General features: G+C 65.0%; 20 protein-coding genes. 14 read left to right on the forward strand and 6 right to left on the reverse strand.

Annotated elements, in window-relative coordinates:
* Positions 1-6 precede the first annotated feature (6 nt).
* From murC to ligA, 10 genes are all read left to right on the forward strand, one after another.
* Positions 7-1,410, forward strand: a complete 1,404-nt coding sequence (gene murC, locus CIT37_RS11230; protein ID WP_095426067.1) for a UDP-N-acetylmuramate--L-alanine ligase — start codon at positions 7-9, stop codon at positions 1,408-1,410.
* 210 nt (positions 1,411-1,620) lie between these two features.
* Complete coding sequence (gene murB, locus CIT37_RS11235) at positions 1,621-2,541, forward strand: UDP-N-acetylmuramate dehydrogenase (RefSeq protein ID WP_095426068.1); 921 nt, start codon at positions 1,621-1,623, stop codon at positions 2,539-2,541.
* Between the two features lie 132 nt (positions 2,542-2,673).
* Complete coding sequence (locus CIT37_RS11240) at positions 2,674-3,660, forward strand: D-alanine--D-alanine ligase family protein (protein ID WP_095426069.1); 987 nt, start codon at positions 2,674-2,676, stop codon at positions 3,658-3,660.
* Between the two features lie 349 nt (positions 3,661-4,009).
* On the forward strand, positions 4,010-5,032 hold the full coding sequence (locus tag CIT37_RS11245; RefSeq protein WP_038947675.1) for a cell division protein FtsQ/DivIB: 1,023 nt from the start codon (positions 4,010-4,012) through the stop codon (positions 5,030-5,032).
* The gene (gene ftsA, locus CIT37_RS11250) at positions 5,029-6,351 is read left to right on the forward strand and encodes a cell division protein FtsA (protein ID WP_028145526.1); all 1,323 of its coding nucleotides are present in this window, start codon (positions 5,029-5,031) and stop codon (positions 6,349-6,351) included. Before CIT37_RS11245 ends, ftsA begins: the two co-directional genes overlap by 4 nt.
* Positions 6,352-6,438: 87 nt before the next feature.
* Positions 6,439-8,238, forward strand: a complete 1,800-nt coding sequence (ftsZ, locus tag CIT37_RS11255) for a cell division protein FtsZ (RefSeq protein WP_095426070.1) — start codon at positions 6,439-6,441, stop codon at positions 8,236-8,238.
* A 363-nt stretch (positions 8,239-8,601) separates the two neighbouring features.
* The gene (gene lpxC / locus CIT37_RS11260; RefSeq protein ID WP_028145524.1) at positions 8,602-9,564 is read left to right on the forward strand and encodes a UDP-3-O-acyl-N-acetylglucosamine deacetylase; all 963 of its coding nucleotides are present in this window, start codon (positions 8,602-8,604) and stop codon (positions 9,562-9,564) included.
* A 245-nt stretch (positions 9,565-9,809) separates the two neighbouring features.
* Entirely contained in the window at positions 9,810-10,700 is an 891-nt protein-coding gene (locus CIT37_RS11265) for an outer membrane protein assembly factor BamD (protein ID WP_028145523.1), read from the forward strand.
* Between the two features lie 13 nt (positions 10,701-10,713).
* Positions 10,714-12,384, forward strand: coding sequence for a DNA repair protein RecN (gene recN / locus CIT37_RS11270; protein WP_095426071.1), 1,671 nt, complete (start codon positions 10,714-10,716; stop codon positions 12,382-12,384).
* Between the two features lie 247 nt (positions 12,385-12,631).
* The gene (ligA, locus tag CIT37_RS11275) at positions 12,632-14,722 is read left to right on the forward strand and encodes an NAD-dependent DNA ligase LigA (protein ID WP_244611397.1); all 2,091 of its coding nucleotides are present in this window, start codon (positions 12,632-12,634) and stop codon (positions 14,720-14,722) included.
* A gap of 109 nt (positions 14,723-14,831) precedes the next feature.
* Here ligA and CIT37_RS11280 read toward each other — a convergent pair whose 3' ends face one another.
* Together CIT37_RS11280 and CIT37_RS11285 are read right to left on the reverse strand one after the other, a co-directional pair.
* On the reverse strand, positions 14,832-16,106 hold the full coding sequence (locus CIT37_RS11280) for a multidrug effflux MFS transporter (RefSeq protein WP_095426073.1): 1,275 nt from the start codon (positions 16,104-16,106) through the stop codon (positions 14,832-14,834).
* Between the two features lie 187 nt (positions 16,107-16,293).
* Positions 16,294-18,123, reverse strand: coding sequence for an aminopeptidase P family protein (locus CIT37_RS11285; RefSeq protein ID WP_095426074.1), 1,830 nt, complete (start codon positions 18,121-18,123; stop codon positions 16,294-16,296).
* 186 nt (positions 18,124-18,309) lie between these two features.
* Here CIT37_RS11285 and CIT37_RS11290 point away from each other — a divergent pair, with 186 nt between their 5' ends.
* Positions 18,310-18,489, forward strand: coding sequence for a hypothetical protein (locus CIT37_RS11290; RefSeq protein ID WP_095426075.1), 180 nt, complete (start codon positions 18,310-18,312; stop codon positions 18,487-18,489).
* A 116-nt stretch (positions 18,490-18,605) separates the two neighbouring features.
* Here CIT37_RS11290 and CIT37_RS11295 read toward each other — a convergent pair whose 3' ends face one another.
* Entirely contained in the window at positions 18,606-19,493 is an 888-nt protein-coding gene (locus CIT37_RS11295; RefSeq protein ID WP_095426076.1) for a 50S ribosomal protein L11 methyltransferase, read from the reverse strand.
* A gap of 163 nt (positions 19,494-19,656) precedes the next feature.
* Here CIT37_RS11295 and CIT37_RS11300 point away from each other — a divergent pair, with 163 nt between their 5' ends.
* On the forward strand, positions 19,657-19,812 hold the full coding sequence (locus tag CIT37_RS11300; RefSeq protein WP_018322539.1) for a Flp family type IVb pilin: 156 nt from the start codon (positions 19,657-19,659) through the stop codon (positions 19,810-19,812).
* A gap of 273 nt (positions 19,813-20,085) precedes the next feature.
* On the opposite strand, the gene CIT37_RS11305 is transcribed toward CIT37_RS11300, so the two are convergent.
* Positions 20,086-21,696 (reverse strand): phytoene desaturase family protein, encoded by a 1,611-nt coding sequence (locus tag CIT37_RS11305; RefSeq protein WP_095426077.1) that lies wholly within the window; start codon positions 21,694-21,696, stop codon positions 20,086-20,088.
* Between the two features lie 227 nt (positions 21,697-21,923).
* On the opposite strand from CIT37_RS11305, the gene CIT37_RS11310 reads away from it, so the two are divergent.
* Complete coding sequence (locus CIT37_RS11310) at positions 21,924-24,203, forward strand: spermidine synthase (protein ID WP_095426078.1); 2,280 nt, start codon at positions 21,924-21,926, stop codon at positions 24,201-24,203.
* A gap of 170 nt (positions 24,204-24,373) precedes the next feature.
* Here CIT37_RS11310 and CIT37_RS11315 read toward each other — a convergent pair whose 3' ends face one another.
* Together CIT37_RS11315 and CIT37_RS11320 are read right to left on the reverse strand one after the other, a co-directional pair.
* Complete coding sequence (locus CIT37_RS11315) at positions 24,374-25,357, reverse strand: glycerophosphodiester phosphodiesterase (RefSeq protein ID WP_095426079.1); 984 nt, start codon at positions 25,355-25,357, stop codon at positions 24,374-24,376.
* A gap of 67 nt (positions 25,358-25,424) precedes the next feature.
* Positions 25,425-26,219, reverse strand: coding sequence for a L,D-transpeptidase (locus CIT37_RS11320; RefSeq protein ID WP_173015782.1), 795 nt, complete (start codon positions 26,217-26,219; stop codon positions 25,425-25,427).
* 304 nt (positions 26,220-26,523) lie between these two features.
* On the opposite strand from CIT37_RS11320, the gene CIT37_RS11325 reads away from it, so the two are divergent.
* The gene (locus CIT37_RS11325; protein ID WP_028145512.1) at positions 26,524-26,850 is read left to right on the forward strand and encodes a hypothetical protein; all 327 of its coding nucleotides are present in this window, start codon (positions 26,524-26,526) and stop codon (positions 26,848-26,850) included.
* Positions 26,851-26,855 lie beyond the last annotated feature (5 nt).

A 26,855-nucleotide genomic window follows, 5' to 3' on the forward strand; every position in this document is an offset into this window, starting at 1 on the left:
CAGAGCATGAGACTGCCGCGCGAGATCGGACCCATCCACTTCGTCGGGATCGGCGGAATCGGCATGAGCGGGATCGCCGAGGTGCTGGTCAATCTCGGTTATGCCGTGCAGGGCTCGGACGCCTCCGACAATTACAATCTCGATCGTCTGCGCAAGAAGGGCGCAAAGGTCTCGGTCGGCCACAGGGCCGAGAATGTCGATGGCGCCGAGGTCGTCGTGGTCTCGACCGCGATCAAGCGTGACAATCCGGAACTGATGGCGGCGCGCGAGCGGCGCATTCCCGTGGTGCGCCGCGCCGAGATGCTGGCCGAGCTGATGCGGCTGAAGAGCTGCGTCGCGATCGCCGGCACCCACGGCAAGACCACGACGACCACGATGGTCGCAACGCTGCTCGACGCCGGCGGTCTCGATCCCACCGTCATCAACGGCGGCATCATCAATGCCTATGGCTCCAATGCGCGCCTTGGCGCGGGCGACTGGATGGTGGTGGAAGCCGACGAGAGCGACGGCACGTTCCTGAAGCTGCCGACGGATGTCGCGATCGTCACCACTGTCGACCCCGAGCATCTCGATCACTTCAAGACCTTCGAGGCCGTGCAGGACGCGTTCCGCCATTTCGTCGAGAACCTGCCGTTCTACGGCTTCGCGGTGATGTGCATCGATCACCCGGTCGTGCAGAGTCTCGTTGGCAAGATCGAGGACCGCCGCATCGTCACGTACGGCGAAAATCCGCAGGCCGATGTGCGGCTGGTCGATCTGACCCCGATGGGCGGCGGATCGAAATTCAAGGTCGCGTTCCGCGATCGCAAGACCGGCGCCGTGCACGAGATCGCCGACCTCATGCTGCCGATGCCGGGACGCCACAACGCCTCCAACGCGACGGCCGCGATTGCGGTCGCGCGCGAGCTCTGCGTGTCCGACGAAGCGATCCGCAAGGCGATCGCCGGCTTCGGCGGCGTCAAGCGCCGCTTCACCAAGACCGGCGAATGGAACGGCGTCACCGTGATCGACGATTACGGTCATCACCCCGTGGAAATCGCGGCGGTGCTGAGGGCGGCGCGCGATTCCTTCACTGGCAAGATCATCGCCGTGGTGCAGCCGCATCGCTACACCCGCCTGCAATCGTTGTTCGAGGAATTCTGCACCTGCTTCAACGATGCCGATGCGGTTGTCGTCGCCGACGTCTATGCCGCCGGCGAAGCGCCGATCGACGGCATCGACCGCGATCATTTCGTGACGGGCCTGCGCGCGCATGGCCATCGCGAGGTGATTCCACTGCCGGCATCCTCCGAGCTCGCGGGCATCGTCAAGGCATTGGCGAAGTCCGGCGATCTCGTCGTGTGCTTAGGGGCCGGCAACATCACGCAATGGGCGTATGCGCTGCCGGACCAACTGAAGGCGCTGGGATAGGGCGGTGATTTTGATTTCACTATTCACCACGGAGCACGCTGCGCTCCCTCCCCCCTTGCGGAGGAGGGCGGGGGAGAGGGGTGGCCCCGGGCGAGCTCTGAGTTCGTGGCTACCCCCCTCCCTGACCTCGAGAGCGAGCTTCGCTCGCCTCGGACCCCACAAGGGGGGAGGGAACGGAGAGTTTGTGCCTTCTGCACTTGAGGAAGTGGCATGAGCTTTCCCGACATCACGCCCGAGCTCAAAGCCGCGATGCCGGAGCTGCGCGGGCGGCTGCTGGCCAACCAGTCGCTGGCCGAGCTGACCTGGTTTCGCGTCGGCGGCCCTGCCCAGGTGCTGTTCACGCCGGCGGATGAGGACGATCTCGCTTACTTCCTCGCGCATCTTGCGCCCGACATTCCCGTCTACGTCGTTGGCGTCGGCTCCAATTTGATCGTGCGCGACGGCGGCATTGCCGGCGTGGTGATCCGTCTCGCGCCGCGCGCCTTTGGCGAGGCGATTGCGAGCGGCAATGTCGTCACCGCCGGTGCTGCCACGCTCGACAAGCGCGTGGCGGAAGTGGCTGCATCTGCCAATATCGGCGGGCTCGAATTCTACTTCGGTATTCCCGGCACCATCGGCGGCGCACTGCGGATGAATGCGGGCGCCAATGGCGGCGAGACCAAGGACGTGCTGATCGAGGCGCGCGGTGTCGGGCGCGACGGCACGAAGCACACCTTCTCCAATGCCGACATGAAGTTCGTCTACCGCAACAGCGGCGTCGATCCCTCCATCATCTTCACCTCCGCGCGGTTTCGCGGCGAGATCAAGGATGCCGATGCGATCCGCGCGCGCATGGCGGAGGTGCAGACGCATCGCGAGACCGCACAGCCGATCCGCGAGAAGACCGGCGGCTCGACCTTCAAGAACCCGCCCGGCCATTCCGCCTGGAAGCTGGTCGATGCCGCCGGCTGCCGCGGCTTGCGCGTCGGCGGCGCGCAGGTCTCCGAGATGCACTGCAATTTCCTGATCAACACGGGCGATGCCACCGCACACGACATCGAGACGCTGGGCGAGACCGTGCGCGAACGCGTGAAGGCAAATTCCGGAATTGAGCTACACTGGGAAATCAAGCGGATCGGGGTTTCCGTGTGAGTGTCATTCCGGGGCGCGACGCAGTCGCGAGCCCGGAATCCATAACCCCGGCTCGTGGTTATGGATTCCGGGCCTGCGCCTTACGGCGCATCCCGGAATGACGACGACTGGCTAGGATAGGTAACAAAAGACATGCGCACCACCATCCTCTTCGGCGGCTCCAACCGCGAGCGTCTGGTTTCGGTCGCCTCGGCCCAAGCCCTGCATCAGGCATTGCCCGAGGCCGATCTGTGGTGGTGGGATGTCGAGGACAAGGTGCATGTGGTGCAGTCGAAGCAACTGCTCGAACATGCCCGCCCCTTCGAGGACGAGTTCAAGCCCGGAACGCGCGGCATCCCGCTGGAGCAGGCACTCGACCGGGCGAAGGCGGAAGGTCGCGTCCTGGTGCTCGGCCTGCATGGCGGGCGCGCCGAGAACGGCGAATTGCAGGTGATGTGCGAAGCGCGCGGCGTGCCTTTCACCGGCTCTGGCTCGGCCTCCTCGCATCTGGCCTTCGACAAGATCGCGGCCAAGCATTTCGCCGCGCTTGGCGGCGTGACGTCACCGGCAAACATAGCGCTCGACGAGATCGACGAGGCATTTGCCGAATACGGCAGGCTGATCGCAAAGCCGGCGCGCGACGGATCGAGCTACGGCCTGATCTTCGTCAACGCCAAGCAGGATCTCGTCGCCGTCCGCAACGCGGCCAAGCACGAAGAGTACGTCATCGAGCCCTACATCGCCGGCGTCGAGGCGACCTGCGGCGTGCTGGAGCGCACCGATGGTTCGATCATGTCGCTGCCGCCGATCGAGATCATTCCGGGCGAGGGCAATTTCGATTACGCTGCAAAATATCTCCTGAAATCGACCCAGGAGATCTGCCCCGGTCGTTTCGCACCCGAGATCACCGCGGCGCTGAAGGCCCAGGCGATGCTGGCGCACCGCGCGATGTCCTGCGCCGGCTATTCCCGGTCGGACTTCATCGTCTCGGACAAGGGCCTCATCTATCTCGAGACCAACACGCTGCCCGGGCTGACCAAGTCCTCGCTCTACCCCAAGGCGCTGAAAGCCGAGGGCATCGAATTCGTCGACTTCCTGCGCGGCCTGGTGGAGCTCGCCGGGCAGCGCGTGCCGAAATAATTAGGACTGGTTAACGGCCGAATCGGCGAAACGGGCCGGTTTGGGGTCCAAAACCGGTAAAATGCCGGACATCACGGCATAAATGCCTCACATCGCGGGGCAAAATGCGCCGGACGTTAACGAACTTTACCTTTTGTTTACCAGGACGTCCGAAGGTTAACGCTGGCGGCGCATATGGCGCTTTGGCTGCCGGCGCGTGAGCTCTCGGGGGTGACGTCACCTCCAGCGAACGCTTTGAAGGGGAGAGGCTTCTTCTGCTGAAGACCAGCACCCGGCCCGGCACGTCGAAGACGTCATGTTCGCCAGGATCCGCGCGATGTCGCGGGCAAACTGTTGACGAGCTCGTGCAATGGATGGAGCAGGAAGCCTCACCCGGTCGCTTTTCAGATCGCTGAGGCCCCAAGCCGACCTGAAGGCGGCCGCTGTCGGAGCGGTCGTGCTTCTGCGCGAGTGGCTGCAGGACAAGCGCCAGCAAAGACTTCACGCCGCGCGTGCTGCCGCCAAGATCAAGGCCAAGGCCATCGTCGAGCGTGAGCCGCCGCCGCGCGTGGTCGCGCTGATCGAGCGCTATCTGCCGCGCCGGGTCGGGATCAGCATGACCGTGCTGCTGCTCATCGGAAGCTGCGGTTTCGGCATCGTCAAGGGCGGCCATCTCCAGGATTTCATCACCGCGGTCAGCGATGCCCGCAACGCGCTGGCCAATTCCGCGGGCTTCCGCATCACCTCCGTCGTGATCAATGGCCGCAAGCAGCTCACCCAGGACGAGATCCTGGCGATCGGCGGCGTCAGCGGCCGTTCCTCGCTGCTGTTCCTCGATGCTGACGCGGTGCGCGACAAGCTCAAGGGCAATCCGTGGATCGCCGATGCGACCGTGCTGAAGCTCTATCCGGGCCAGCTGATGATCGAGCTCACCGAGCGCAAGCCATTCGCGCTGTGGCAGGAGGCCGGCCGGCTCTCGGTGATCGCCGATGACGGCGCCGTGCTCGAACCCTATGTCTCGCGCCGCTTCCTGTCGCTGCCGCTCGTGGTCGGCAAGGGCGCCGAGAGCCAGGCCCGCGATTTCCTCGCGCTGCTGGCGCGCTATCCGCAGGTCAACTCGATCACCAAGGCCGCGATCTTCGTCGGCGAGCGGCGCTGGAACCTGAGGCTCAAGGACGGTCTCGACATCCGCCTGCCCGAGCAGGACGTCGGCAACGCGCTGGCGATGCTGTCCAAGCTCGACAAGGAGGACAGGCTGTTCTCGCGCGACATCGTCGCCGTCGACATGCGCCTGCCTGATCGTCTGGTGGTGCAGCTGTCCGAGGACGCCGCCAAGGCGCGCGAGGAGCTGTTCAAGGACAAGAAGAAAAAGAAGGCCGGGGACGCCGCATGACCGGTCTCGATCGCACCCAGACGCCGAAGACGCGCCCGATGCCGCACAAGCGCGGCGGCCTCGTCGCCTGTCTCGACATCGGCACCAGCAAGATCGCCTGCATGATCGCGCGGCTGAAGCCGTCACCGCCGAGCGAGGCGCTGCGCGGCCGCACCCATGCGGTGGAACTGATCGGTTACAGCCAGATCCAGTCGCGCGGCATGAAGGCCGGGGCGGTGATCGACCTTACCGAATGCGAGCAGGCCGTGCGCCAGGCCGTCGCGCTCGCGGAGAAAATGGCCAAGGTGCGGGTCGAGTCCGTGCTGCTCTCGGTCTCCGGCGGCCGGCTTTCCGGCCAACTGGTCGAGGCCGCCGCCGACATCCGTGGTGGCGCCGTGACGCAGGCCGATGTCAGCCGCGTCACCTCGACCGGCATGCGTCACGCCACCGGCGAAGGCCGCACCGTGCTGCACGCGCTGCCGGTCGGCTACACGCTCGACGGCGTCAAGGGTATCCGCGACGCCCGCGGCATGGTCGCCCATCAATTCGGCGTCGACATGAACGTCGTCACCTGCGACGCCACCGTGGCGCGGAACCTGATGCTGGCGGTCGAACGCTGCCACATCAATGTCGAAGCCATGGCGGCGAGCCCATATGTCGCCGGATTGTCGGTGCTGACCGACGACGAGGCCGATCTCGGCGCAGCGGTCGTCGAGATGGGCGCCGGCACCACAACGATTGCCGTTTATTCGGGCGGCCGTTTCGTGCATGCGGCGGGTTTTGCGGTCGGCGGGCAACACATCACGATGGATCTGGCGCGGGGACTCTCCGCGACCATTGCCGATGCCGAGCGAATCAAGACGTTATACGGGACCGTCATCACCGGCGGATCGGACTCGCGTGAGCTGATGTCTGTGCCGACAGCCGGTGACGAGCAGGATCTGCCGCAGATCGTCTCTCGCGCCACCATCGCCAACATCGTCAAGCACCGTGCCGAGGAAGTCTTCGAAATGGTTCGGGACAAGCTGAAGGATTCGCCCTTCGCCTCAGAGCCCAACGGCCGGGTCGTACTCTCGGGCGGCGCCTCGCAGCTGACCGGCCTCGTCGAACTCGGCACCCAGATTCTCGGCCGGCCCGTGCGGGTCGGACGTCCGCTCGGCTTCGGCCGGCTGCCCAACGAGGCGAAGAACGCCGCGTTCGCGGTGCCCGCCGGACTCCTCGTCTACCCGCAATATGTTCACCACGAACATGTCGAACCGCGGCATACGCGGCAGCAGGTCAGGACAGGGACCGGCGGTTATTTCGGAAAGGTCGGACGATGGCTACGCGAGGGCTTCTGATGATTCATTTCCGCAATTCCCGACTTTCACCAACTCCCGCGGCCGCCGGCCGGGGCGAACCCACGCGCACGTGATCGAGAGGCAAACATGACCATCAGCATCAACGTTCCTGATATTCACGAGTTGAAGCCCCGGATCACCGTGTTCGGCGTCGGCGGCGCCGGTGGCAACGCCGTCAACAACATGATCACGGCGGGCCTCCAGGGCGTCGACTTCGTGGTCGCCAACACCGACGCGCAGGCGCTGACGATGTCGAAGGCGCAGCGCATCGTGCAGATGGGCACGGCGGTCACGCAAGGCCTCGGCGCCGGCTCGCAGCCGAACGTCGGCGCGGCGGCGGCGGAAGAGGTGATCGACGAGCTGCGCGACCATCTCTCGGGCGCCAACATGGTGTTCGTCACCGCGGGCATGGGCGGCGGCACCGGTACCGGTGCAGCTCCCGTGATCGCCAAGACCGCGCGCGATATGGGCATCCTCACCGTCGGCGTCGTGACCAAGCCCTTCCACTTCGAGGGCGGCCGCCGCATGCGCACGGCGGAAGCCGGCATCAACGAGCTTCACAAGGTCGTGGATACGCTGCTGATCATCCCGAACCAGAACCTGTTCCGGGTCGCCAACGAGAAGACCACCTTCGCCGACGCCTTCGCGATGGCCGACCAGGTGCTGTACTCGGGCGTTGCCTGCATCACCGACCTGATGGTCAAGGAAGGCCTGATCAACCTCGACTTCGCCGATGTGAGGGCGGTGATGAGGGAAATGGGCAAGGCGATGATGGGCACCGGCGAAGCCTCCGGCGACAAGCGGGCGCTGACCGCCGCCGAAGCCGCGATCGCCAACCCGCTGATCGACGATAGCTCGATGAAGGGTGCCAAGGGCCTCCTCATCTCCATCACCGGCGGCAAGGACCTCACCCTGTTCGAGGTCGACGAAGCCGCGACCCGTATCCGCGAGGAAGTCGACCAGGACGCCAACATCATCGTCGGCGCCACCTTCGACGAAGCGCTCGACGGCCTGATCCGCGTCTCCGTCGTTGCCACCGGCATCGAGCAGGCCGCGATCGCCCGCAACAGCCAGGCGACCTCCGCCCCGGTTGCGAACGCGGCGCCGCAGGCGCAGCAGGCGCCCGCAGTTCCGGCCGTCGCCGCCGAGAGCCGTCTTGCCGACCTGACCGCGCGGCTCCGCGCCGACAATCAGCGTATGGCTGAGCGCGCCCAGAAGCTGGAAGGCCAGATTCCGGCCGCAGCCCCGGTCGCTGCCGCGCCGATGGCGCCCTGTCCGAATGTCGAGCGCGCCGCGCTGGCCGCCATCGCCGCCGCCGTTGCGGAGGTCCCGCAGGCGCCTGCGCCGATGCAGACCTATGGCGACGTCACCGTGCGCCCGATCGCGCAGAAGCCGACGCTGTTTCCGGAGCCCGACATGGCCCCGGTCGCGATGCAGGAGCCGATGACGCCGGAAAACTTCATCCCGCCGCAGGCCGAGCGTGCGCCGGTCCGTGCGCCGCGTATGCCGCGCCTCGATGAGCTGCCGATGCCGGCCCAGGCCGAGATTCGCCAGGCCCGCGGCGAGGTCGAGGAGGAGACTCCGCAGAAGACCCGCCTGTCGCTGCTGCAGCGCCTCGCCAATGTCGGCCTCGGCCGTCGCGACGAGGAAAGCGAGCCGCCGGTCGCGGCCCGCACCGCCGGTCCCGCGATGCCGCCGCTGCCCGAGCGCCGGCAGCAGAAGACCGTGGCGCAGCAGATCGCGTCGAGCGAGCCGGTATCCGAGTATGCCCGCCGTCCCGCGCCGCAGGGGCTGGACATGCACGGCCGTCCGGCGCCTGTTGCGCCGGCGCCACAGGGCGACGACCATCTTGATATCCCGGCCTTCCTGCGGCGGCAGGCGACCTGAGGATTGTTACAATAAGGCAGACGAAAAAAGGTCCCGGCAACAAGCTTGCCGGGACCTTTCCTTTTGTCGCGTGCATATCCGGATTGCGCAGACAAGCAACTGATTTTAAATAATTAATTACGTGTTTGGGTGTTCAGTCAAACTGCCGGAAGCGACCCGAAACCTCGGCGCAATTTGGTTAAGCCTTGGCGCGAATACGGCAGGTTTGGGGTAACAATCGGTAAAAAAGCGTGAGTTGGCGCTGTTTGAGGCAGTGACTATGGTTTGCCGTGACTTGGGGATACGGATTCGCAGGAGCTCGGCACTGGCCGGCCAAGTGGGTCTCGTATAAGTCGCAGTGGGTCGTAGTGGGGCGGGTTCCTGATGAAATTTAGCCGGCAAACAACGCTTCGTGCGCAAGCCTCCGTGGCAGGCGTGGGCGTTCATTCCGGTCTTCCCGTCACTCTCACCCTTGGGCCTGCGCCTGTCGACGCGGGTTTTATTTTTGTCCGCACCGGCCTCGAGGGAAGTGATCGCGAAGTTCAGGCGACCGCCGAGCAGGTGATCGCGACCGACTTCGCTACCGTCCTCGGCGATCGCAACGGTCCGCTGGTGTCCACCGCCGAGCACGTGCTTGCTGCACTGCGGGGTATGGGTGTCGACAACGCCACCATCGAGATCGACGGTCCCGAAGTGCCGATCATGGACGGCAGCGCGGCGGCCTTCATTGCGGCGATCGACCAGGCCGGCATCGTTACCCAGCCGGCACAGCGCCGCTTCATTCAGGTTTTGAAGCCGATCTCGGTCAAGATCGGCGACTCCTTCGGCGAGATCAGGCCCTTTGCCAACGGGTTCTGCGTCGAGGTCGAGATCGATTTCACCAATCCTGTCATCGGCCAGCAGAGCTACGCCTTCGACCTCAATCCGGAGCGTTTCCGCCGCGAAGTCGGCCGGGCCCGGACCTTCGGTCTGATGAGCGACGTCGCGCGGCTTTGGAGCGCGGGCTATGCCCTCGGCGCTTCCTTCGACAACACCGTCGTGTTCGACGACGAGCGGCTGCTCAACACCGAGGGCCTGCGCTACGCCGACGAATGCGCCCGCCACAAGGTGCTGGACGTGATCGGCGACCTGTCGCTGGCCGGCCTGCCGCTGCTTGGCGCCTACCGCTCGGTGCGTGGCGGCCACAAGCTCAACCACGCTGTCCTGACCGCGCTGCTCGCCGACCGTACCGCCTGGCGGGTGGTCGAGGGCGAGGCGGCCCGCCGCACCACGCGTCCTGTGGGCGAGGTCGGTCGCGGTATCGTCGGCGGTCGGATCGCTGCGGCCTACGGGCCGGACGTGTCCTGAACAGAGTTGTTGCCGCCGGCCTCAGGCAGCGGCTTACCCCGGGAAACTCCTGGTAACCATGATCGGCTAGGATTGCGGCACGTTCGCCTTAATCCGGGCGGAATGCCTGCCTATCCGGTTGGTTAAAGATCGCTTTTCGGATACATCGGCGTGGTCGCATGGCAGGCACCACGGTTACATTTCGCGCCCATGACGGGGTTCATGGGCTGGCGGCACCGCATCACAGGGCGTCAGGGCTTAAACTCATGTCGGCACAGCGTACGACGCGCGGATATTTCTCGGTCTCGTCGCGGGCCCGTGGGCTGCTGCAGGCCGTGACCTTCATGTTGCTCGCGCTGCCGCTGGCCGGCTGCGGCACCGGCTCGCTCTGGGACAAGTTCACCGCCAAGGACGACACCTTCGTCGAGGAGCCCGCCGACAAGATCTACAATGAGGGCCTGTACCTCATGAACGAGAAGAAGGACATGAAGGCGGCGAACAAGAAGTTCGAAGAGGTCGACCGCCAGCATCCTTATTCCGACTGGGCCCGCAAATCGCTGCTGATGTCGGCTTATGCGTCCTACCAGGGCGGCGACTTCGACGGCTGCATCGGCGCCGCCACCCGCTATGTCACACTGCATCCCGGCAGCCCGGATGCGGCCTATGCGCAATATCTGATCGCCGCTTCCCATTACGACCAGATTCCGGACATCAGCCGCGACCAGGCCCGCACCGAGAAGGCGATCGCCGCCCTCGAAGAGGTGGTGCGCAAATATCCGAACTCGGAATACGCCACGTCCGCCAAGGCCAAGATCGAGGGTGCGCGCGACCAGCTTGCCGGCAAGGAAATGAATGTCGGCCGCTATTACGCGCAGAAGCGCGACTACACGGCGGCGATCAACCGCTACAAGACCGTCGTCACGCAGTACCAGACCACCCGCCATGTCGAGGAAGCGCTGTTCCGGCTGACCGAGGCCTATATGGCGATCGGCATCGTCGGGGAGGCGCAGACCGCGGCGGCCGTGCTTGGGCACAATTTTCCTGACAGCCGCTGGTACAAGGACGCCTATAATCTTGTAAAATCCGGCGGTCTCGAACCGAGCGAGAATCAGGGGTCTTGGATCAGCCGGACCTTCAAGAAGATGGGTCTCGGCTAGGAAATTTGGTTCCATGCTGGCGCGTCTGTCGATCCGTGACATCGTCCTGATCGAACGGCTCGATATCGAATTCGCCACCGGCCTCGCGGTTTTGACCGGCGAAACCGGTGCGGGCAAATCCATCCTGCTCGATGCCTTTGCGCTCGCACTCGGCGGCCGCGGCGACGCCGGCCTCGTGCGCCACGGCGTGGAGCAGGGGCAGGTGACCGCCGTATTCGATGTCCCCAAGAATCACCCCGCGACGAAGATCCTTGCCGAGAACGGCCTGGATGACACCGGCGAGATGATCTTGCGCCGCGTGCAGCTCGCCGACGGCCGCACCCGGGCCTTCATCAACGACCAGTCGATCAGCGTGCAGACCCTGAAGGCGGTCGGCGCCGCCCTGGTCGAGATCCACGGCCAGCATGACGAGCGCGCGCTGGTCGACGCCGCCACCCACCGCCGCCTGCTCGACGCGTTCGCCGGCCTGGAGAAGGACGTTGCCGCGGTCGAATCGCTCTGGGACGCACGCCGGACTGCCAATACCGCGCTGGAGGAGCATCGCGCCGGCATGGAGCGCGCCGCGCGCGAGGCCGACTATCTACGCCACGCCTCCGCCGAGCTGAAGCAGCTCGCGCCCAAGGACGGCGAGGAGACCTCGCTCGCCAACCGCCGCACCACCATGATGCAGGGCGAGAAGATCGCCTCCGATTTGCGCGAGGCGCAGGAGGCTGTCGGTGGCCACCATTCGCCGGTCTCGACGCTGTCGGCGGCGGTACGCCGACTGGAACGCCGCGGCGTCAATTCGCCGGCGCTGGTCGAGCCCGCCGTGAAGGCGATCGACATGGCGATCAACGCGCTGGAGGAAGCCGACCAGCATCTGCAGGCGGCACTCGCGGCGACCGATTTCGATCCGGCCGAGCTCGAACGTATCGAGGAGCGCCTGTTCGCGCTGAGGGCCGCCTCGCGCAAATATTCGACGCCGGTCGACGGGCTCGCCGCGCTGGCCGCCAAATATGCCGCCGACGTCGTGCTGATCGATGCCGGCGCCTCGCGGCTGAAAAAGCTGGAGCAGGCCGCGATCGAGGCAGATAGCCGCTATGCCGCCGCCGCCAAGAAACTGTCGCTGGTGCGGCAGAAATCGGCGGAAAAGCTCAACAAGGCGGTCAACGCCGAGCTGGCGCCGCTCAAGCTCGAACGCGCAAAGTTCATGACCCAGGTCGCGACCGATGAGGCAGCTCCGGGACCGCAAGGCTTCGACCGCGTCGAGTTCTGGGTGCAGACCAATCCGGGCACCAAGCCGGGACCGATGATGAAGGTTGCCTCGGGCGGCGAGCTGTCGCGCTTCCTGCTGGCGCTCAAGGTCGTGCTGTCCGACCGCGGCTCGGCGCCGACGCTGGTGTTCGACGAAATCGACACCGGCGTGGGCGGTGCGGTCGCCGACGCCATCGGTGGGCGCCTGGCGCGGCTTGCCGGCAAGGTGCAGGTGATGGCCGTGACCCACGCCCCGCAGGTCGCCGCCCGCGCCGACCAGCACCTCCTGATCTCCAAGGACGCCCTCGACAAGGGCAAACGCGTCGCCACCCGCGTCAATGCGCTGGCCGCCGACCACCGCCGCGAGGAAATCGCCCGCATGCTGGCCGGCGCCGAGATCACGGCGGAGGCGAGAGCGGCGGCGGACCGGCTGCTCAAGGCGGCAAGTTAGCACGGCACCCATGGCACAAAAGCGAAGCAACTATAATAAAGCCGTTGCGCTAAATTACATTGCCGATGATTGGCTCCTCGTTGATCCGCATCTTCGAAAAGCTCAATTGGTCGCCATTCTCAATTCTTTTGAAGACGAGCACTTACATGAAGTCTTTGCCTTTCATCAAAGACTGCATGATTTGGACGCAGACGAGAAACGGAAGACACTCATAAGTCTGCCAAAAGCTTTCGAAAAAGAAACTTCGATGATGCTGCGGGCTTACGCTGAGGAGATCGAGAGGGCGAAGCACGCCTACTATAACTTGGACAAGCCGATCATACCGGACGCAGATTACGATGTCCTAGAGAAGCTGCTTATCAGTACATGGAAGCAACAGAAGCGATGGAAGGAATATTTTGATCGAATAAGGATCGTTGGAGCCAAGCCCTCGGGACGCTTTGCGAAGGTGCAGCATGTCGTGCCCATGCTCTCGCTTGGCAATGCCTTCAGCGACGAGGATGTGACTGAATTCGTCGAGCGCATCCGGCGTTTCCTCAAGCTCGGTGACGATCACATTCCGGCACTGGTTGCCGAGCCCAAGATTGACGGTCTGTCACTGTCGCTACGTTACGAAAATGGCGAACTGATTCGCGCCGCGACCCGCGGCGATGGATTTACCGGAGAGGACGTCACCGCCAATGTCCGTACCATCAAGGACGTTCCGCACACGCTGAAGGGCCGGCACATTCCCGCGGCCTGTGAAATGCGCGGCGAGGTCTACATGCTCAAGAAGGATTTTCTCGAGCTGAATAAGAAACAGGCCGCCGCGGACGATGCGGTCTTTGCCAATCCGCGAAATTCAGCGGCAGGTTCTTTGCGCCAGAAGGATGTTTCGGTCACAGCCTCCCGCCCGCTGAAGTTCTTCGCCTACACCTGGGGCGAGATGAGCGAGCGTCCGGCCGAGACGCAGCATGGCATGCTGGAGTGGATGCACAAGGCAGGTTTCGTTGTTAATCCGCGAACGCGGTTATGCAAGAGCCTCGACGAGGTCCTGGAGTTTTACAATGAGATTGGCGAGGACCGAGCCTCGCTCGGCTACGATATCGACGGCGTGGTCTACAAGATCGACCGACTGGACTGGCAGGACCGGCTTGGTTTCGTCTCGCGCAGTCCGCGCTGGGCGATCGCCCATAAATTCGCGGCGGAGCAAGCAACCACGCTCCTCAAAGGCATCGATATCCAAGTGGGCCGAACCGGTGCGATGACGCCGGTCGCACGACTCGAACCGGTGACGGTCGGCGGCGTCGTGGTTTCGAATGCGACTCTGCACAATGAGGACTACATCAAGGGTATCGGCAATGACGGTGCCCCCATTCGTGACGGCGTCGATCTTCGAGTCGATGATACCGTCGTCGTCCAGCGCGCCGGCGACGTCATTCCTCAGGTCGTCGGCGTTGTCATGGACAAGCGGCCGAAGAGCGCCAAGCCCTACAAGTTTCCCGAGACCTGTCCGGTCTGTGGCAGTCATGCTGTCCGCGAAGAGGGCGGGGCGGTGCGACGGTGCACCGGAGCGCTGATCTGTCCGGCGCAGGCGGTGGAACGCCTCAAACATTTCGTCTCGCGCCTCGCGTTCGATATTGACGGGCTCGGCGAGAAGCAGATCCAGGAGTTTTACGAGGACGGCATCGTAATGTCGCCGGTCGACATCTTCACCCTCCGGGAGCGCGACAAGCGGTCGGTGAAGAAGTTGATGGAGCGGGAAGGTTACGGCGAGACATCGGTACGTAACCTATTCGACGCGATCGACGCCAGACGCAATGTCGAGCTGCATCGGCTGATCTTTGCATTGGGAATTCGCCATGTCGGCGAGGGCAATGCCAAGCTGCTGGCCCGGCACTACGGCACGATCGAGAGTTTTCGCGACGCGATGCTTGCTGCCGCGAACGGCCTCGGCGAGGAAGAAAACACCACGGAGGCCTATCAGGACCTCAACAACATCGGCGGGGTCGGCGAGATCGTGGCCGACGCGGTGGTCGAGTTCTTCGCCGAGCCGCGCAACGTCAAGGCGCTCGGCGAATTGCTAGGTGAGATCAAGGTGAAGCCGGCTGAGCAGCCGCGCAAGAGCTCGCCAGTTTCTGACAAGACGGTCGTATTCACGGGCTCGCTGACCAAGTTCACCCGCGATGAAGCCAAGGCAATGGCTGAGCGCCTCGGCGCCAAGGTCGCCGGATCGGTTTCCAAGAAGACCAACTATGTGGTTGCAGGCGAGGAGGCTGGTTCCAAGCTTGCCAAAGCACGCGAGCTCGGCGTCGCCGTGCTGACCGAAGATGAGTGGCTGAAGTTGATCGGGGAGTGAGCCCTCTCTTCGCTATTGCGAGCGCAGCGAAGCAACTCAGAATCTTTCCGTGGCGACAGTCTGGATTGCTTCGCTGCGCTCGCAATGACGGGGAGAGGGACTGCCTCCCTCACATCATCCCGCTCTCTTCCTCTTCCGCCTGCTCGATCAGTGCCTCGCTCACCACCACTTCGCGGCGGGGGACGACGAAGATCATCACGCAGGCACAGAGCAGCGAGATCGCGAGGACTGCGCCGGTGAGCGGCAGCGTCGTTGCGGAGTGGCCGCCGAGATAGGCGCCGAATTGCGACATCAGCGCGCCGATGCCCTGTTGGAGGAAGCCCATCGTGCCGGAGGCGGTGCCGGCGGCCTCGGGGCGGATGCTGATGGCGCCGGCGGCCGAATTCGCCATCACGAAGGCATTGCCGGCCATCACGATCATCTGCGTGCCGAACAGCCAGGCCGGGGCCTCGTTCCAGCCGATGATACTCCACAGCAGGTTCGCAAGGCTGCCGGCGAGTTGGAGGGCGAGCCCGAACCAGATCAGTTTTTCCAGCGAATGCCGCGGCGCAAAGCGTACGCAGAGCAGGTTTCCGACGAGAAATGCAAAGCCCGAGGTCGCGAACCAGGCGCCGTATTCGGCGCTGCTGCGGCCCATCTGCGTCACCACGATGTAGGGGCCGCCGCCTGCGAAGGTGAAGATGATCTGCGAGGCCAGCACCTGGCACATCACATAGCCGACGAAGGCGCGGTTGCGGATCAGGATGCCGACGTCGCCACGGAAGCCGCTGCCGGCGGCGCGACTGCGCCGCGTTTCGGGCAGCGCCACCGCGATGCCGACGGCGACAATGATCGCGGCGATGGTGATGGCGTAGAAGATCGCGCGCCAGCCGAACGCGGTCTCGATCAGGCCGCCGGTGAGCGGGGAAACCATCTGCCCGATCATCAGCGCCGCGACCACGAGGCTGATCATTGAGGCGACGCGGTCGCGCTCGTAGATGTCGCGGATGATGGCACGGCTGATCACCATGCCGGAGGCGCCGCCGAGCGCCTGGAAAAAGCGTGCGGCGATCAATTGCGGCAAGGTCTCGGCGAAGATGCACGCGACGCTGGCCACGACCATCAGCGCCAGCCCTCCGAGCAGCACCGGACGCCGTCCGAATCGGTCCGACAGCGGTCCCATGATCAGCTGCGACAGCGCGATGCCGACCATGTAGAGCGACACCGTCATCTGCGCGATCGAGATGTCGCTGCCGAAATTCGTCGCCAGCACCGGCAGTGCCGGAACCAGGATGTAGAGCGAGATCGGCGCGATCCCGGTCATCACGACCAGCAACAGCAGCACCAGGCGCGACGTCGCGAGGTTCGCCGCCGCTCCCGGCGGCTTGCTGATCATGCCGTGCATTGTGTCCGTCTTTCGAGTTCGAATCGACTGTAGCGCGCCCGCGCAAGACGGATATCGGCGTTTCGGAATGCGGCTATACGGATTCCGGGATGGTTATGCTGGAGGCGCGATATTCGCTTTAGCCTCCGTGTCGGGAAACAGCGTTGCGCATACGGCGTAGCGCCATGCGCGCTGCGGCAGGGTGACCCTACGCCTTCAGCTCCGCCGTCGCCTGATCGAGCCAGGCCTGCGTCGCCTCGTCCAGCGCGGGCCGCACCTCGGTCCGGACGCGCGCGTGGTAGGCATTGAGCCAGCCGAGTTCGTCGCGGCTCAGCATCGCGACATCGATGAGGCGGCGGTCGATCGGCGCTAGCGTCAGCGTCTCGAACGCGTTCATCGGCTTCTCGGCGCCCTTGATGTCGGCGGCCACCACCAGCTCCAGGTTCTCGATGCGGATGCCGAAACCGTCGGTCTTGTAATAGCCGGGCTCGTTGGAGAGGATCATGCCGCGCTTCAGCGGCGTGGTACCGAGCTTCGAGATCCGCGCCGGCCCTTCGTGCACCGAGAGATAGCTGCCGACGCCGTGACCGGTGCCGTGCTCGAAATCGACGCCGGCGGCCCAGAGATATTGCCGCGCCAGCGTATCGAGCTGCGCGCCCGTGGTGCCGTCCGGAAAGACGGCGCGCGCGATCGCGATATGGCCGCGCAGCACGCGGGTGAAGCGGTCGCGCATCTCAGCGGTGGGTTCGCCCACCGCCATGGTGCGCGTGACGTCGGTGGTGCCGTCTTCGTACTGCGCGCCGGAATCGATCAGCAGCAGGTCGCCGGGTGCGATCCGCCGATTGCTCTTGCGGGTGACGCGGTAGTGCACGATGGCGCCGTTCGGGCCGGTGCCGGAGATGGTCGGGAACGAGACGTCCTTCAACGCGCCGGTGTCGCGGCGGAACGTCTCCAGCGCCTCGACCGCGTCGATCTCCGTGAGCTTGCCGCTTGCGGCCTCGCGGTCGATGAAGGCGAGGAAGCGCGCCAGCGCCACGGCGTCGCGCCGATGCGCCGTCTGCGTGCCTTTGATCTCGGTGGCGTTCTTGATCGCCTTGAGCAGTGCAATCGGATCGCTACCGCGCACCGGCTTGCCGCCGGCCCCCGCGATCAGCCGGCTGAGTGCGTCGGCCGCGGTGGCGCTGTCGAGCGCAATCGATCCGCCGCTCTTGGCGAGCGCCATCAGCGTCGGCGCCATCGCATCGGGCTCGCGCACGTCGGCGGACTGCTCGAGATGGTCGCGCGTCAGGTTGGAGAGTTTTCGGTGGTCGATGAAGATGGTTGGACGGCCGTCCTTCGGCACCAGCGCATAGGACAGCGGCAGCGGGGTGTGGGCGACGTCGGCCCCGCGGATGTTGAAGGTCCAGGCCACCGCGTGGCTGTCCGACAGCACCAATGCGTCGGCGCCGAGCTTGCCGATCTCGTTTCGGATCTGCGTCAGCTTCTCGGCTTCAGTGACGCCGGCATTCTGCAGGCTGTGCACGGCGACGGGGGCGAGTGGTGGCTGCGGGCGGTCCTGCCAGATTGCGTCGATTGGATTGCTGTCGACCGCGACGAGCTCGGCGCCGGCCCTGGCGCATGCGGCGGACAGGCGCTCGGCTGCCGCAAAAGTGTGCAGCCACGGATCAAATCCGAGGCGGTCACCGGCTTTCAGATGCGCGGACACCCAGCTCTCCGGCGCCGGGTCGATCAGCGATTCCACGGCCCAGGCCTTTGCGTCGACCTGCTTGGCGGCCTGAAGCGTGTAGCGGCCGTCGACGAACAATGCGGCCTCCTGGGTCAGCGCCACCGCGAGGCCCGCCGAGCCCGTGAAACCGGTCAGCCAGGCCAGCCGCTCTTCCGACGGCGGCACATATTCGTTCTGCTGCTGATCGGCGCGCGGGATCACGAAGCCGGTCAGCTTGCGGCGGGCGAGTTCTTCGCGAAGTGCGACGAGCCGTGCCGTCAATGCGACGCCGGCCTCCGGCTCCTCGAATGTCTGGAAGTGTGCTTCGAACATGGTGGATCACTTTAGGATCATGGGGACGAGTCCGCAATCTGGACGCATTCGCGTCGCATCTGGCATGGACTGTGCTTGAATGGTTCCATTCGAATTGAGTGGAGTAAAGGATGCGGCAGTTGCGCTTCGTCCGGATGACAGGGAAATTCGAGCAGGTGGTTCATCTCAACGGCGAGGGGACACACGATGCCAGCATTCACGTTTGAGAAGATTACGCCGCCGGTGCATCGCACCCCGACTGCGGCGGCTCCGAAGAAGCCGCGCGGCGTCATGCGCCAGATGATCGACCGTATCGCCGAGCGCCGCGCGAAGCGTACCTTGCAGGATGAGCGCGCGCTGCAGCGGGATGAGAAGGCAGCAGAGTAGCGGCATCGATGATGCCGTAGGGTGGGGCAAAGGCGCGTAGCGCCGTGCCCACCATCTTCTATTCGAGGGCGAGATGGTGGGCACGCTTGCGCTTTGCCCACCCTACGGCGCTTCGCTCAATCCACCTTCCGCAGCAACAGGCTGCTCCACCCCTCGATCCGCAGATGCTTCAACGGCACGAGGCCGCGCGCGCGGTAAGCGGCGATCACGGCGGGGGCCTGGTGTGTCAACAGGCCGGAGAGGATGACGCGTCCGCCGGGCGCGAGATGCCGCGCCATCGGGCCCGCCAATTGCCTGAGCGGGTTGGCGAGGATGTTGGCCAGCACCAGGTCGAACGGACCGGCCTTTCCGAAATCCGGGGCGGCGAAGCCGGTCGCGCGGATGACCCGGACCTGGTTGCCGACCTCGTTCATTACCGCGTTCTCGGCCGCCACCCGCACCGACGGCGGGTCGATGTCGGAGGCGAGCACCGCGCGATGCAGGGCCTTGGCGGCCGCGATGCCGAGTACGCCGGTTCCGGTGCCGAGGTCGAGCAGGTTCCTCGGACGGGAACTCTTAAGGACATGGTCAAGCAGCAGTAAACAGCCACGGGTGGTGCCGTGGTGGCCAGTGCCGAAGGCAAGCGCCGCCTCGATCTCGATCGCGAGCTTGTTCGGCGCCACACGATCGCGGTCATGGCTGCCGTGCACGACGAAGCGCCCGGCCGGGACCGGGACGAGATCTTCCAGGCTGGCCTTGACCCAGTCCTTGGCCTCGACCGTGTCGAAGAGAATAGTCTCGGCGATGGCATTTCCTGCTGAAGTTGCAACGAGTTCGCGCAGCCAAGCCTGGTCGGGCGCCTCGGCGAAATGGAGCGTGACGTCCCATGGTCCGTCCGGCCGCTCGAAGGCGGCAACCGCCGCATCGCCGTCGAAAAACACCTCGGTGAGCACGTCGACGACGCGCCTGGCGTCGGCCTCGCTGCCGATCGAAAAGCTGGCGCGATGGGTGGGAGAAGGCTGCATTCAGGGTTCCGTTGAGTTCAATTTTTGGAACTTTCGTCGCCAATTTTCCGCATAAGTTGCGGTTCCCCGGTTAACCGGGCTGTAGGTTGCGCCCCGTATCTTTGCGGATGTCGAAGCCAACCAACACAGCTTGGAATTGAAACGGAGACGAGTCTTGAAGCGCATGGTTCAAAAGTTCTGGTCGGACGAGTCCGGTGCAACCGCGATCGAGTACGGCCTGATTGCCGCAGGTATCGCTCTGGCGATCATCACCGTGGTGAACAGCCTGGGCGTCACCCTGAACGACAAGTTCACTTCGATTAGCAGCTCCTTGAAGTAATATCCGCCTCCATTTCCCAGCGGGGGCTATTTTTCTTTGAGGTTATTCCTGATCATCGCCCGCGAGGGGATACCCCTGGCGGGCGAGGTCGTTTTCGGACGAGCGTTCTCAGTGCTCTTCGCAAATTGTCCGCCGCCTGCCGGGACGCCGTCCACCCGCTTGTCCCGCGATTGTCCACCGGCTTTCCCCAAGTTCGGTCCCGACGTTCTGGCCCATGTATCCTCTGTCTGACCACAGGCCATTCAACAGCAAGTCCACAGCTCATCCACAGACCTATCCACGGCTTCCGAACAGCGACCTGTGATCTCTCAAGATCGCCTGCGCGGCGTTATGGCCGGGAGCACCGGTGACGCCGCCGCCGGGGTGGGCGCCGGAGCCGCAATGATAGAGGCCCTTCAACGGCCCGCGATAATCGGCATGGCCAAGCATCGGCCGCGCCGAGAACAACTGGTTCAAGGTCAGCGCGCCATGGAAGATATCGCCGCCGAGGAGGCCGAACTGCCGTTCGAGATCGAGCGGGGACAGGATCTGGCGGCCCAGCACGCTCGCCGCAAAACCAGGCGCGTATTTGTCCACCGTCGCGATCATGAGATCGGCGACCTCGTCGCGATGGTCGTCCCACGACTTTCCATCGGGAAGCTCCGGTGCGACGTGCTGGCAGAACAGGCTGGCGACGTGCTTTCCAGCTGGGGCCAACGTGTCGTCGAGGGTCGAGGGGATCAGCATCTCCACGACTGGTTCCCGGCTCCAGCCCTGCGCCCGCGCATCGAGCCAGGCGCGGTCCATGTAGCGGAGGCTTGGCGCCAGGATGATGCCGGAGCTGAGATGATCGCCCTCGCCGGGCAGCGCCGTGAAGGAGGGCAGGCGGTCCAGCGCAACGTTCATGCGGAAGGTGCCGGAGCCATTCTTCCAGTGCCGGATGCGGCCGAGGAAGTCCGCAGGAAGCGCGTCGGCCGCGACCAGCCGCGTGTAGAGCAGCTTTGGATTGACATTGGCTGCGACATATTTGGCGCGGATGGCCGTGCCGTTCTCCAGCACGACGCCGACGGCGCGGTCGCGCTCGACGATGATCTCGCGGACGCCGGCATCCGTTTCGATCACGACCCCGCGGCCCTGTGCCGCGCGCGCCATCGCCTGCGCGATCGCGCCCATGCCGCCGATGGCGTGACCCCAGACCCCCTTCTTGCCGTTCACCTCGCCGAAGGCGTGATGCAGCATCACATAGGCTGAGCCGGCGGCGTAGGGGCTGGCATAGTTGCCGACGATGGCGTCGAAGCCGAACAGGGCCTTGACCAGATCATGCTCGAAGCGCTCGTCCAGCATCTCGCCGGCCGAGCGGGTGAAGAGATCAAGCAGGCTGCGGCTCTGTTCCAGCGTGAGACCGCGCAGGATGTTGGCCGTCTTCCAGGCGTTGACGCCTTCGCGAACGGCTGCCGCGCCAAAGCCGTCGACGAGGTTCGGCGGCGCGCGGAGCACGAACTGCCGCAGCACGTCGGCGATGTCCTCCAGCTCGCGCGAAAATCCGTCGAGCGCGTCTGCGTCATGCGCGCTCAGCCGCGCGACTGATGCCTTCGTCCGCCCTTCGCCGGTGAGGAGATAGCTGGCATCCGGCGAGGGCAGAAAGTTCTGGGCGCGCCGTTCGACGATACGGAGGCCCTGCTCGGCGAGCTTGAGGTCGCGGATCACTTGCGGATTGAGCAGGCTCACAGTGTAGGCCGCGACCGAATTGCGGAATCCGGGGTGAAACTCCTCCGTGACCGCGGCGCCGCCGACCACCTTGCGGCGCTCGACCACGCGCACGCGCAGGCCTGCGCTCGCGAGATAGGCCGCGCAGGTGAGGCCGTTATGCCCCGCGCCGATGATGAGGACGTCGGTTTCGCTCATGATTCCCTGGTGTCTTTCCGGGGCGCGCGAAGCGCGAACTATGGTGCGGGCTCCGCACCGGAGAATATCGAGGTTCCGGGTTCGATGCTTCGCATCGCCCCGGAACGACATCTCTATATCAAGCATTCCTCGCTGCAACATCACGAGCGCCTTTATTGCCCGTTCAGGCGCCTTGTGCTCCATTGCGCGCGTCCGGCGCCCGCCGGGGAATGTAGGCTGGAGCTTCCATGGATTCGATCGTGCAACCTGCCGCCACGGAGCAGCCGTCATCCTCGCGCAACCGGTTGCTGCTGACGGTCTACACCGCTGCGATCTTTGTCAGCGCGCTGCTGCTATTCTCGGTGCAGCCGCTGTTCACGAAGATGGTGCTGCCGCGGCTCGGCGGCTCGCCGGCGGTGTGGTCGGTGGCGATGGTGTTCTTCCAGTCGCTGCTGCTGGCGGGCTACGCCTATGCGCATCTGTTGATGCAGGCGAGGAGCCGCGTCGTGCCGGTGGCCGTGCATCTGGTATTGCTGGTGCTGGCCTTCGCCACGCTGCCGCTCGGAATAGCCTCCGCCTATGGCGAGCCGCCCGCTTCGGGCTATGCGTTCTGGCTGCTCGGCCTGTTCGTGGTTTCGATCGGCCTGCCGTTCTTTGCGCTCGCCGCCAACAATCCGCTGCTGCAGGCCTGGTTCGTCCGCACCGGCCATCCCGCTGGGCACGATCCCTACTTCCTCTACGCTTCCTCCAACATCGGCAGCTTCCTCGCGCTGTTGTCCTATCCGTTCCTGCTCGAGCCGATGTTCACGCTGCATGCGCAGAACCGGTTCTGGACCGGTGGCTATGGCCTGTTGATCCTCCTGATCGCCGCCTGCGGCGTGTTGCTGTTGCGCTCGCCGAAGCTCGCAATGGCCGATGCGCGGACCGAGGACGCCAATGCGCCGGCGCCGGATATCGTGACGCGGCTGCGCTGGATCTTCCTGGCCGCGGTGCCTTCGGGTCTGCTCATCGCGGTCACCGCGCACATCTCGACCGACGTCGCCGCGGCGCCGTTGCTATGGGTGCTGCCGCTGTCGCTGTATCTGCTCACCTGGGTCGTGGTGTTCCAGTCGCGGCCGCTGCTGCCGCACAAATGGATGCTGATGCTGCAGCCGGTCGCGATCGCGGGCGTCGTCGTCCTGCTCGCCTTCGGCGGCGAGCAGAACTTGCTGCTGACTCTCGGCGGCCATCAACTCTGCTTCTTCGTCATCGCCATGGCCTGCCACGGCGAGCTGGCGCGGACGCGGCCGGCGGCGAGATATCTCACCGGTTTCTATGTCGCGCTGTCGTTCGGCGGCATGGTCGGCGGTCTCTTTGCTGGCCTCGTTGCTCCCTTCACCTTCTCGTGGATCGCCGAATACCCGATCCTGATCGCGCTTGCCGCGCTGTGCCGGCCGTCCGCGAACGAGCGTCTCGCAGGTGTCGTCAAATGGTACTGGCTGGTGCTTGCCGCGCTCGCGATGGCGCTGGTTGCGCCGTCCTATACCACCGGCGGCCTCCCGACCTGGTTGGAGGATCACCGCGTCTGGGTCGCCGGCGCCGTCGGCGTGCTCGCCGCGCTGCTCGCTCTGGCGCTCAATGCCGGCCGCTGGAAGATCTTCGCCACCGTCGCACTCGCGCTGGCGTTGATCCGCGTCTATCCGGCGGACGAAGGCCGGGTCACGACGGTGCGCAGCTTCTTCGGCGTGCACAAGATCGTGGTGACGCCCGGCGGCTATTTCCACGTGCTGATGCACGGCACCACCATCCACGGCGCCGAGCGCTTCCGCAACAATGACGGCACGCCGGTCACCGGCCGGCCGGAGCCGATCACCTATTATCACAAGGACGGCGGCATCGGTCAGGCCGTCAGCGCGATCCGCGAGCGCAAGGGCGCGCCGCTCAAGGTCGCCGCGATCGGCGTCGGATCGGGCACGCTCGCCTGCGCCGCCGAACCTGGCGAGGACTGGAAATTTTTCGAGATCGACCAGTCGATGGTGGATGCCGCGCGTGACCCCAAAAATTTCCGCTACATCTCGAGTTGTCTGCCGGACATGAAGCCGGTGATCGGCGATGCGCGCCTCACCTTCGCAAAGGAGCCCGACGGAGCCTACGACCTCATCATCGTCGATGCCTATTCGTCGGATGCGATCCCGATTCATCTCGCCACCGAAGAGGCGATGAAGATCTACAAGGACAAGCTCGCGCCGCACGGGGCTGTGGTGATGCACGTCTCCAACCGGCATCTCGATCTCGAGACCGTCGTGGTCGGTATCGCGGACGCCAACGATCTCAAGAGCTGGGTCTTCAACGAGGATTCCGGGCGTGATGGCGACTACATCTTCTCGACCGACGTCGTCATCTCCGCGCGCGAGGAGGCCGACATCGGTCGGCTCGCGTCCTCCAAGGTCTGGGAGCAGACCGAAGCCGACGACAGGGTACGGGTCTGGACCGACGACTATTCCAACATCCTGGGCGCCCTGTACCGGCGTTTGAAGAATGGAGAGTAGGGCGGCACCCGTCTCCATCCCCGGACGCAGCGCAGCGCTTCCCTGGCGATGCGAAGCATCGTCCAGTTCAGCGGTGCGCTGCAGAGCCGGGGCTGATGGCGCGGCGCTCTGGGTCCCGGCTCTGCGGAGCAGCGTTGCATGCTGACCGCGTCCGGACACGAGACCGACGGTTACGGCGCGATCGGCGTCCCCGCCGGCAGCACAATGCCCTTCTCGCCGGCAACCTCGCGCAGCAGATCGGGCCTGTCGGAAATGATCCCGTCGACGCCGAGCTCCATCATCCGCGCCATGTCTTCGCGCTTGTTGACCGTCCACACCACGACGCGTAATCCGAGCTCGTGGGCTTCCGCGACCAGCGCGGAGGTCACATCGCCGAAATAGGGCGACCAGACTGCGCCGCCCGCCGCCTTGATCGTCCGTGGCAGCGAGCTGCCGTGCTCGGCCGGGCTGAAGCCTGCCGTCCAGTTGGTGGCTTTGTCCAGCACGACTGTCTGGCCTGTGCCGCGCTGGAGCGTCAGGTACACCGTCGGTATCTTCGGTGCCTGCTGCTGGACGAGCTGCAGGGTCCTCCAGTCGAAGGATTGGATCATGACCCTATCGGAAAACATTTCGGCCTCGATCAATCCCAGCAGCTTCGCGACAAAGGCTTGCGGATCGAGGGTTTCGTCCGGATGGTTCGGATCGATCTTGGTCTCGATGTTAAGGCGCACACGCGAGTTGCCGGATTTCCGTACCAGCGCGAACAGCTCGCTCAGGGTGGGAATGCGTGTCCCCGGCACGGCGCGCTGGTCGGGGAATTGTTTCGCATAGGCACTGTCCGGCCGGATCTGGCCGACGTCATAGGTCCTGACCTCGTCCAGCCGCAGTTTTACGAAGGGCGTGCCGGGCGGAGCAATGTAAGTCCTGCCAGCACTGCGCGCGAGATCCGGATTGAGCCCGCGCTCATGCGAGACGACGACTTCGCCGTCAGCGGTCACGCCGACGTCGAGCTCCAGCGTGTCCACGCCCATCGAGAGCGCGTTGGCGAAGGCCGGCAGGGTGTTTTCCGGCAACAGCGCTCGCCCGCCGCGATGCGCCTCGATATCAAAGGCCATGACCCGCCCCGTTATCAGAACTGAGAGCACAGTCAGAATGGTCGTGGCACGTGACGGCATGGTGCCTCGAATAGCTATCCTGTTGTTCGCGCTGACGACTGACGACGGTGACGGAGCTGCGGCCGCGTCAGTTCTGGTAGTAATAGCCGCGCGGCTGGTAAACCTGCCGCGGCTGCGGTTGATAGTAATAGCCCTGCTGGCCGGAGCCTTGGTCGTAATAGGGACGCGGCTGCTGCTGGTAAACCTGCGCATCATAGAGCGGGCGTGTGCCGCGCGGTGCCGGATACCGTGCGCCGGTGTCGCTGCCGTCGGCCGGATAGATGTAATTGTCGTCCTGCGGCATGTAGCGGCGGGCGGGCTGCGCCGGCGGCGTCAGATTCACAGGATCGCCCGTGGTCGCGTACTGCTCTTCGGCTGGCTGCTGCGGCGCGCGGGCGACGGCATTGTTAGTGCGGCCGCGCGGATTGCGCGCCAGCGCCACCTGCGCCGAGCCGGTCAGCGTCACCGTGGTGTTGAGCACGCCCTGCTGCTGCACCAGCGCATAGAGTGTCGAGGCATTCTGGCGCGACAGCCGCACGCAGCCGTGGGACGCCGGTGAGCCGAGACGGCCGACCGAGTCGGTGCCATGGATGGCGTGGCCGACCTTGGTGAAGAAGATCGCGTGCGGCATCGGCGCGTCGTCGAATTCCTTGGAGTAGTGATCCTCTTCCATCCGGAAGGCGCGGAACGCGCCGTTAGGCGTTTCGCGCGAGGGGATGCCGGTCGACACCGGCCAGTGGTAGCGCGCGACGCCGTCGACCGCGACGGTCATCTGCTGATTGTCCTTGTCGACGGTGATCTCGACCTTGGCCTGCGCGCTGCCTGCGCTCAAAAGCATCAGTGAGGTGAAAGCGATAAAAAATGAACGCATCTGGAAACGCATTTGAATCCTGGCCTCCGGCCTGTTCACGCTAGGCGCCGCGGCTCTCCGTCCCCGACGTGCAATATGCCTGCAATCCGGCTTTCGTTCCAGCGGCCTGCCCGCCCATCGTTAACGCGGCGCCGGGCGTAAGCAAGGCCGCTTTGTGCCGCGCCGCGCGCGGTGGCGCTGACATTTTCGCGAGCGGCGCGCCGTTCATAACGCCGACAATTCGTCACAAAGGCGCAACCATTTGGCCGCCCAGTGCGTTGACGATCACCTGCCTCGACAGGCGGCGCTCGCCGCCATTCACCGTTTGGGATCGAAGATGAACAAAGCCCGCATCGCCGCCGCGCCGTCGCCGGCCGGTTTAGCCTTCCGCCTGGTGTTCGCAGCCGCCGCCATCCTGCTCGCGCTGTTGTCGCTACCGCAGGCCGGCCACGCCCAGGGCATCGTCCGCGGCGCCCAGGAAGGCTCTTACGAGGGCAACCGGATTGCCGGCCCCGTGGGCGGTGCGGTCGGAGGCGTCGTCGGTGCCGGTGTCGGCGGCGCCGTTGGTGCGGTCGAGGGTGTGCTCGGCATTCCTCATCGTCACTACCGTCACCGCTGCCACGGCTATTACGACGGCTATCACCGCTTCCATTGCTATCGGTGAGGTCG

This window comes from Bradyrhizobium ottawaense (genome assembly GCF_002278135.3).
Taxonomy (GTDB): domain Bacteria; phylum Pseudomonadota; class Alphaproteobacteria; order Rhizobiales; family Xanthobacteraceae; genus Bradyrhizobium; species Bradyrhizobium ottawaense.

Coding starts and splice junctions, on each gene's coding strand:
- lpxC (WP_028145524.1), top strand. CDS start 8,602: ATGAAATTTAGCCGGCAAACAACGCTTCGTGCGCAAGCCTCCGTGGCA.
- CIT37_RS11280 (WP_095426073.1), bottom strand. CDS start 16,106: ATGCACGGCATGATCAGCAAGCCGCCGGGAGCGGCGGCGAACCTCGCG.
- murC (WP_095426067.1), top strand. CDS start 7: ATGAGACTGCCGCGCGAGATCGGACCCATCCACTTCGTCGGGATCGGC.
- CIT37_RS11305 (WP_095426077.1), bottom strand. CDS start 21,696: ATGAGCGAAACCGACGTCCTCATCATCGGCGCGGGGCATAACGGCCTC.
- ligA (WP_244611397.1), top strand. CDS start 12,632: ATGATGCTGCGGGCTTACGCTGAGGAGATCGAGAGGGCGAAGCACGCC.
- CIT37_RS11320 (WP_173015782.1), bottom strand. CDS start 26,219: ATGCGTTTCCAGATGCGTTCATTTTTTATCGCTTTCACCTCACTGATG.
- CIT37_RS11265 (WP_028145523.1), top strand. CDS start 9,810: ATGTCGGCACAGCGTACGACGCGCGGATATTTCTCGGTCTCGTCGCGG.
- CIT37_RS11295 (WP_095426076.1), bottom strand. CDS start 19,493: ATGCAGCCTTCTCCCACCCATCGCGCCAGCTTTTCGATCGGCAGCGAG.
- CIT37_RS11325 (WP_028145512.1), top strand. CDS start 26,524: ATGAACAAAGCCCGCATCGCCGCCGCGCCGTCGCCGGCCGGTTTAGCC.
- recN (WP_095426071.1), top strand. CDS start 10,714: ATGCTGGCGCGTCTGTCGATCCGTGACATCGTCCTGATCGAACGGCTC.
- CIT37_RS11310 (WP_095426078.1), top strand. CDS start 21,924: ATGGATTCGATCGTGCAACCTGCCGCCACGGAGCAGCCGTCATCCTCG.
- ftsZ (WP_095426070.1), top strand. CDS start 6,439: ATGACCATCAGCATCAACGTTCCTGATATTCACGAGTTGAAGCCCCGG.
- CIT37_RS11290 (WP_095426075.1), top strand. CDS start 18,310: ATGCCAGCATTCACGTTTGAGAAGATTACGCCGCCGGTGCATCGCACC.
- CIT37_RS11300 (WP_018322539.1), top strand. CDS start 19,657: ATGGTTCAAAAGTTCTGGTCGGACGAGTCCGGTGCAACCGCGATCGAG.
- CIT37_RS11315 (WP_095426079.1), bottom strand. CDS start 25,357: ATGCCGTCACGTGCCACGACCATTCTGACTGTGCTCTCAGTTCTGATA.
- CIT37_RS11285 (WP_095426074.1), bottom strand. CDS start 18,123: ATGTTCGAAGCACACTTCCAGACATTCGAGGAGCCGGAGGCCGGCGTC.
- CIT37_RS11240 (WP_095426069.1), top strand. CDS start 2,674: ATGCGCACCACCATCCTCTTCGGCGGCTCCAACCGCGAGCGTCTGGTT.
- ftsA (WP_028145526.1), top strand. CDS start 5,029: ATGACCGGTCTCGATCGCACCCAGACGCCGAAGACGCGCCCGATGCCG.
- CIT37_RS11245 (WP_038947675.1), top strand. CDS start 4,010: ATGGATGGAGCAGGAAGCCTCACCCGGTCGCTTTTCAGATCGCTGAGG.
- murB (WP_095426068.1), top strand. CDS start 1,621: ATGAGCTTTCCCGACATCACGCCCGAGCTCAAAGCCGCGATGCCGGAG.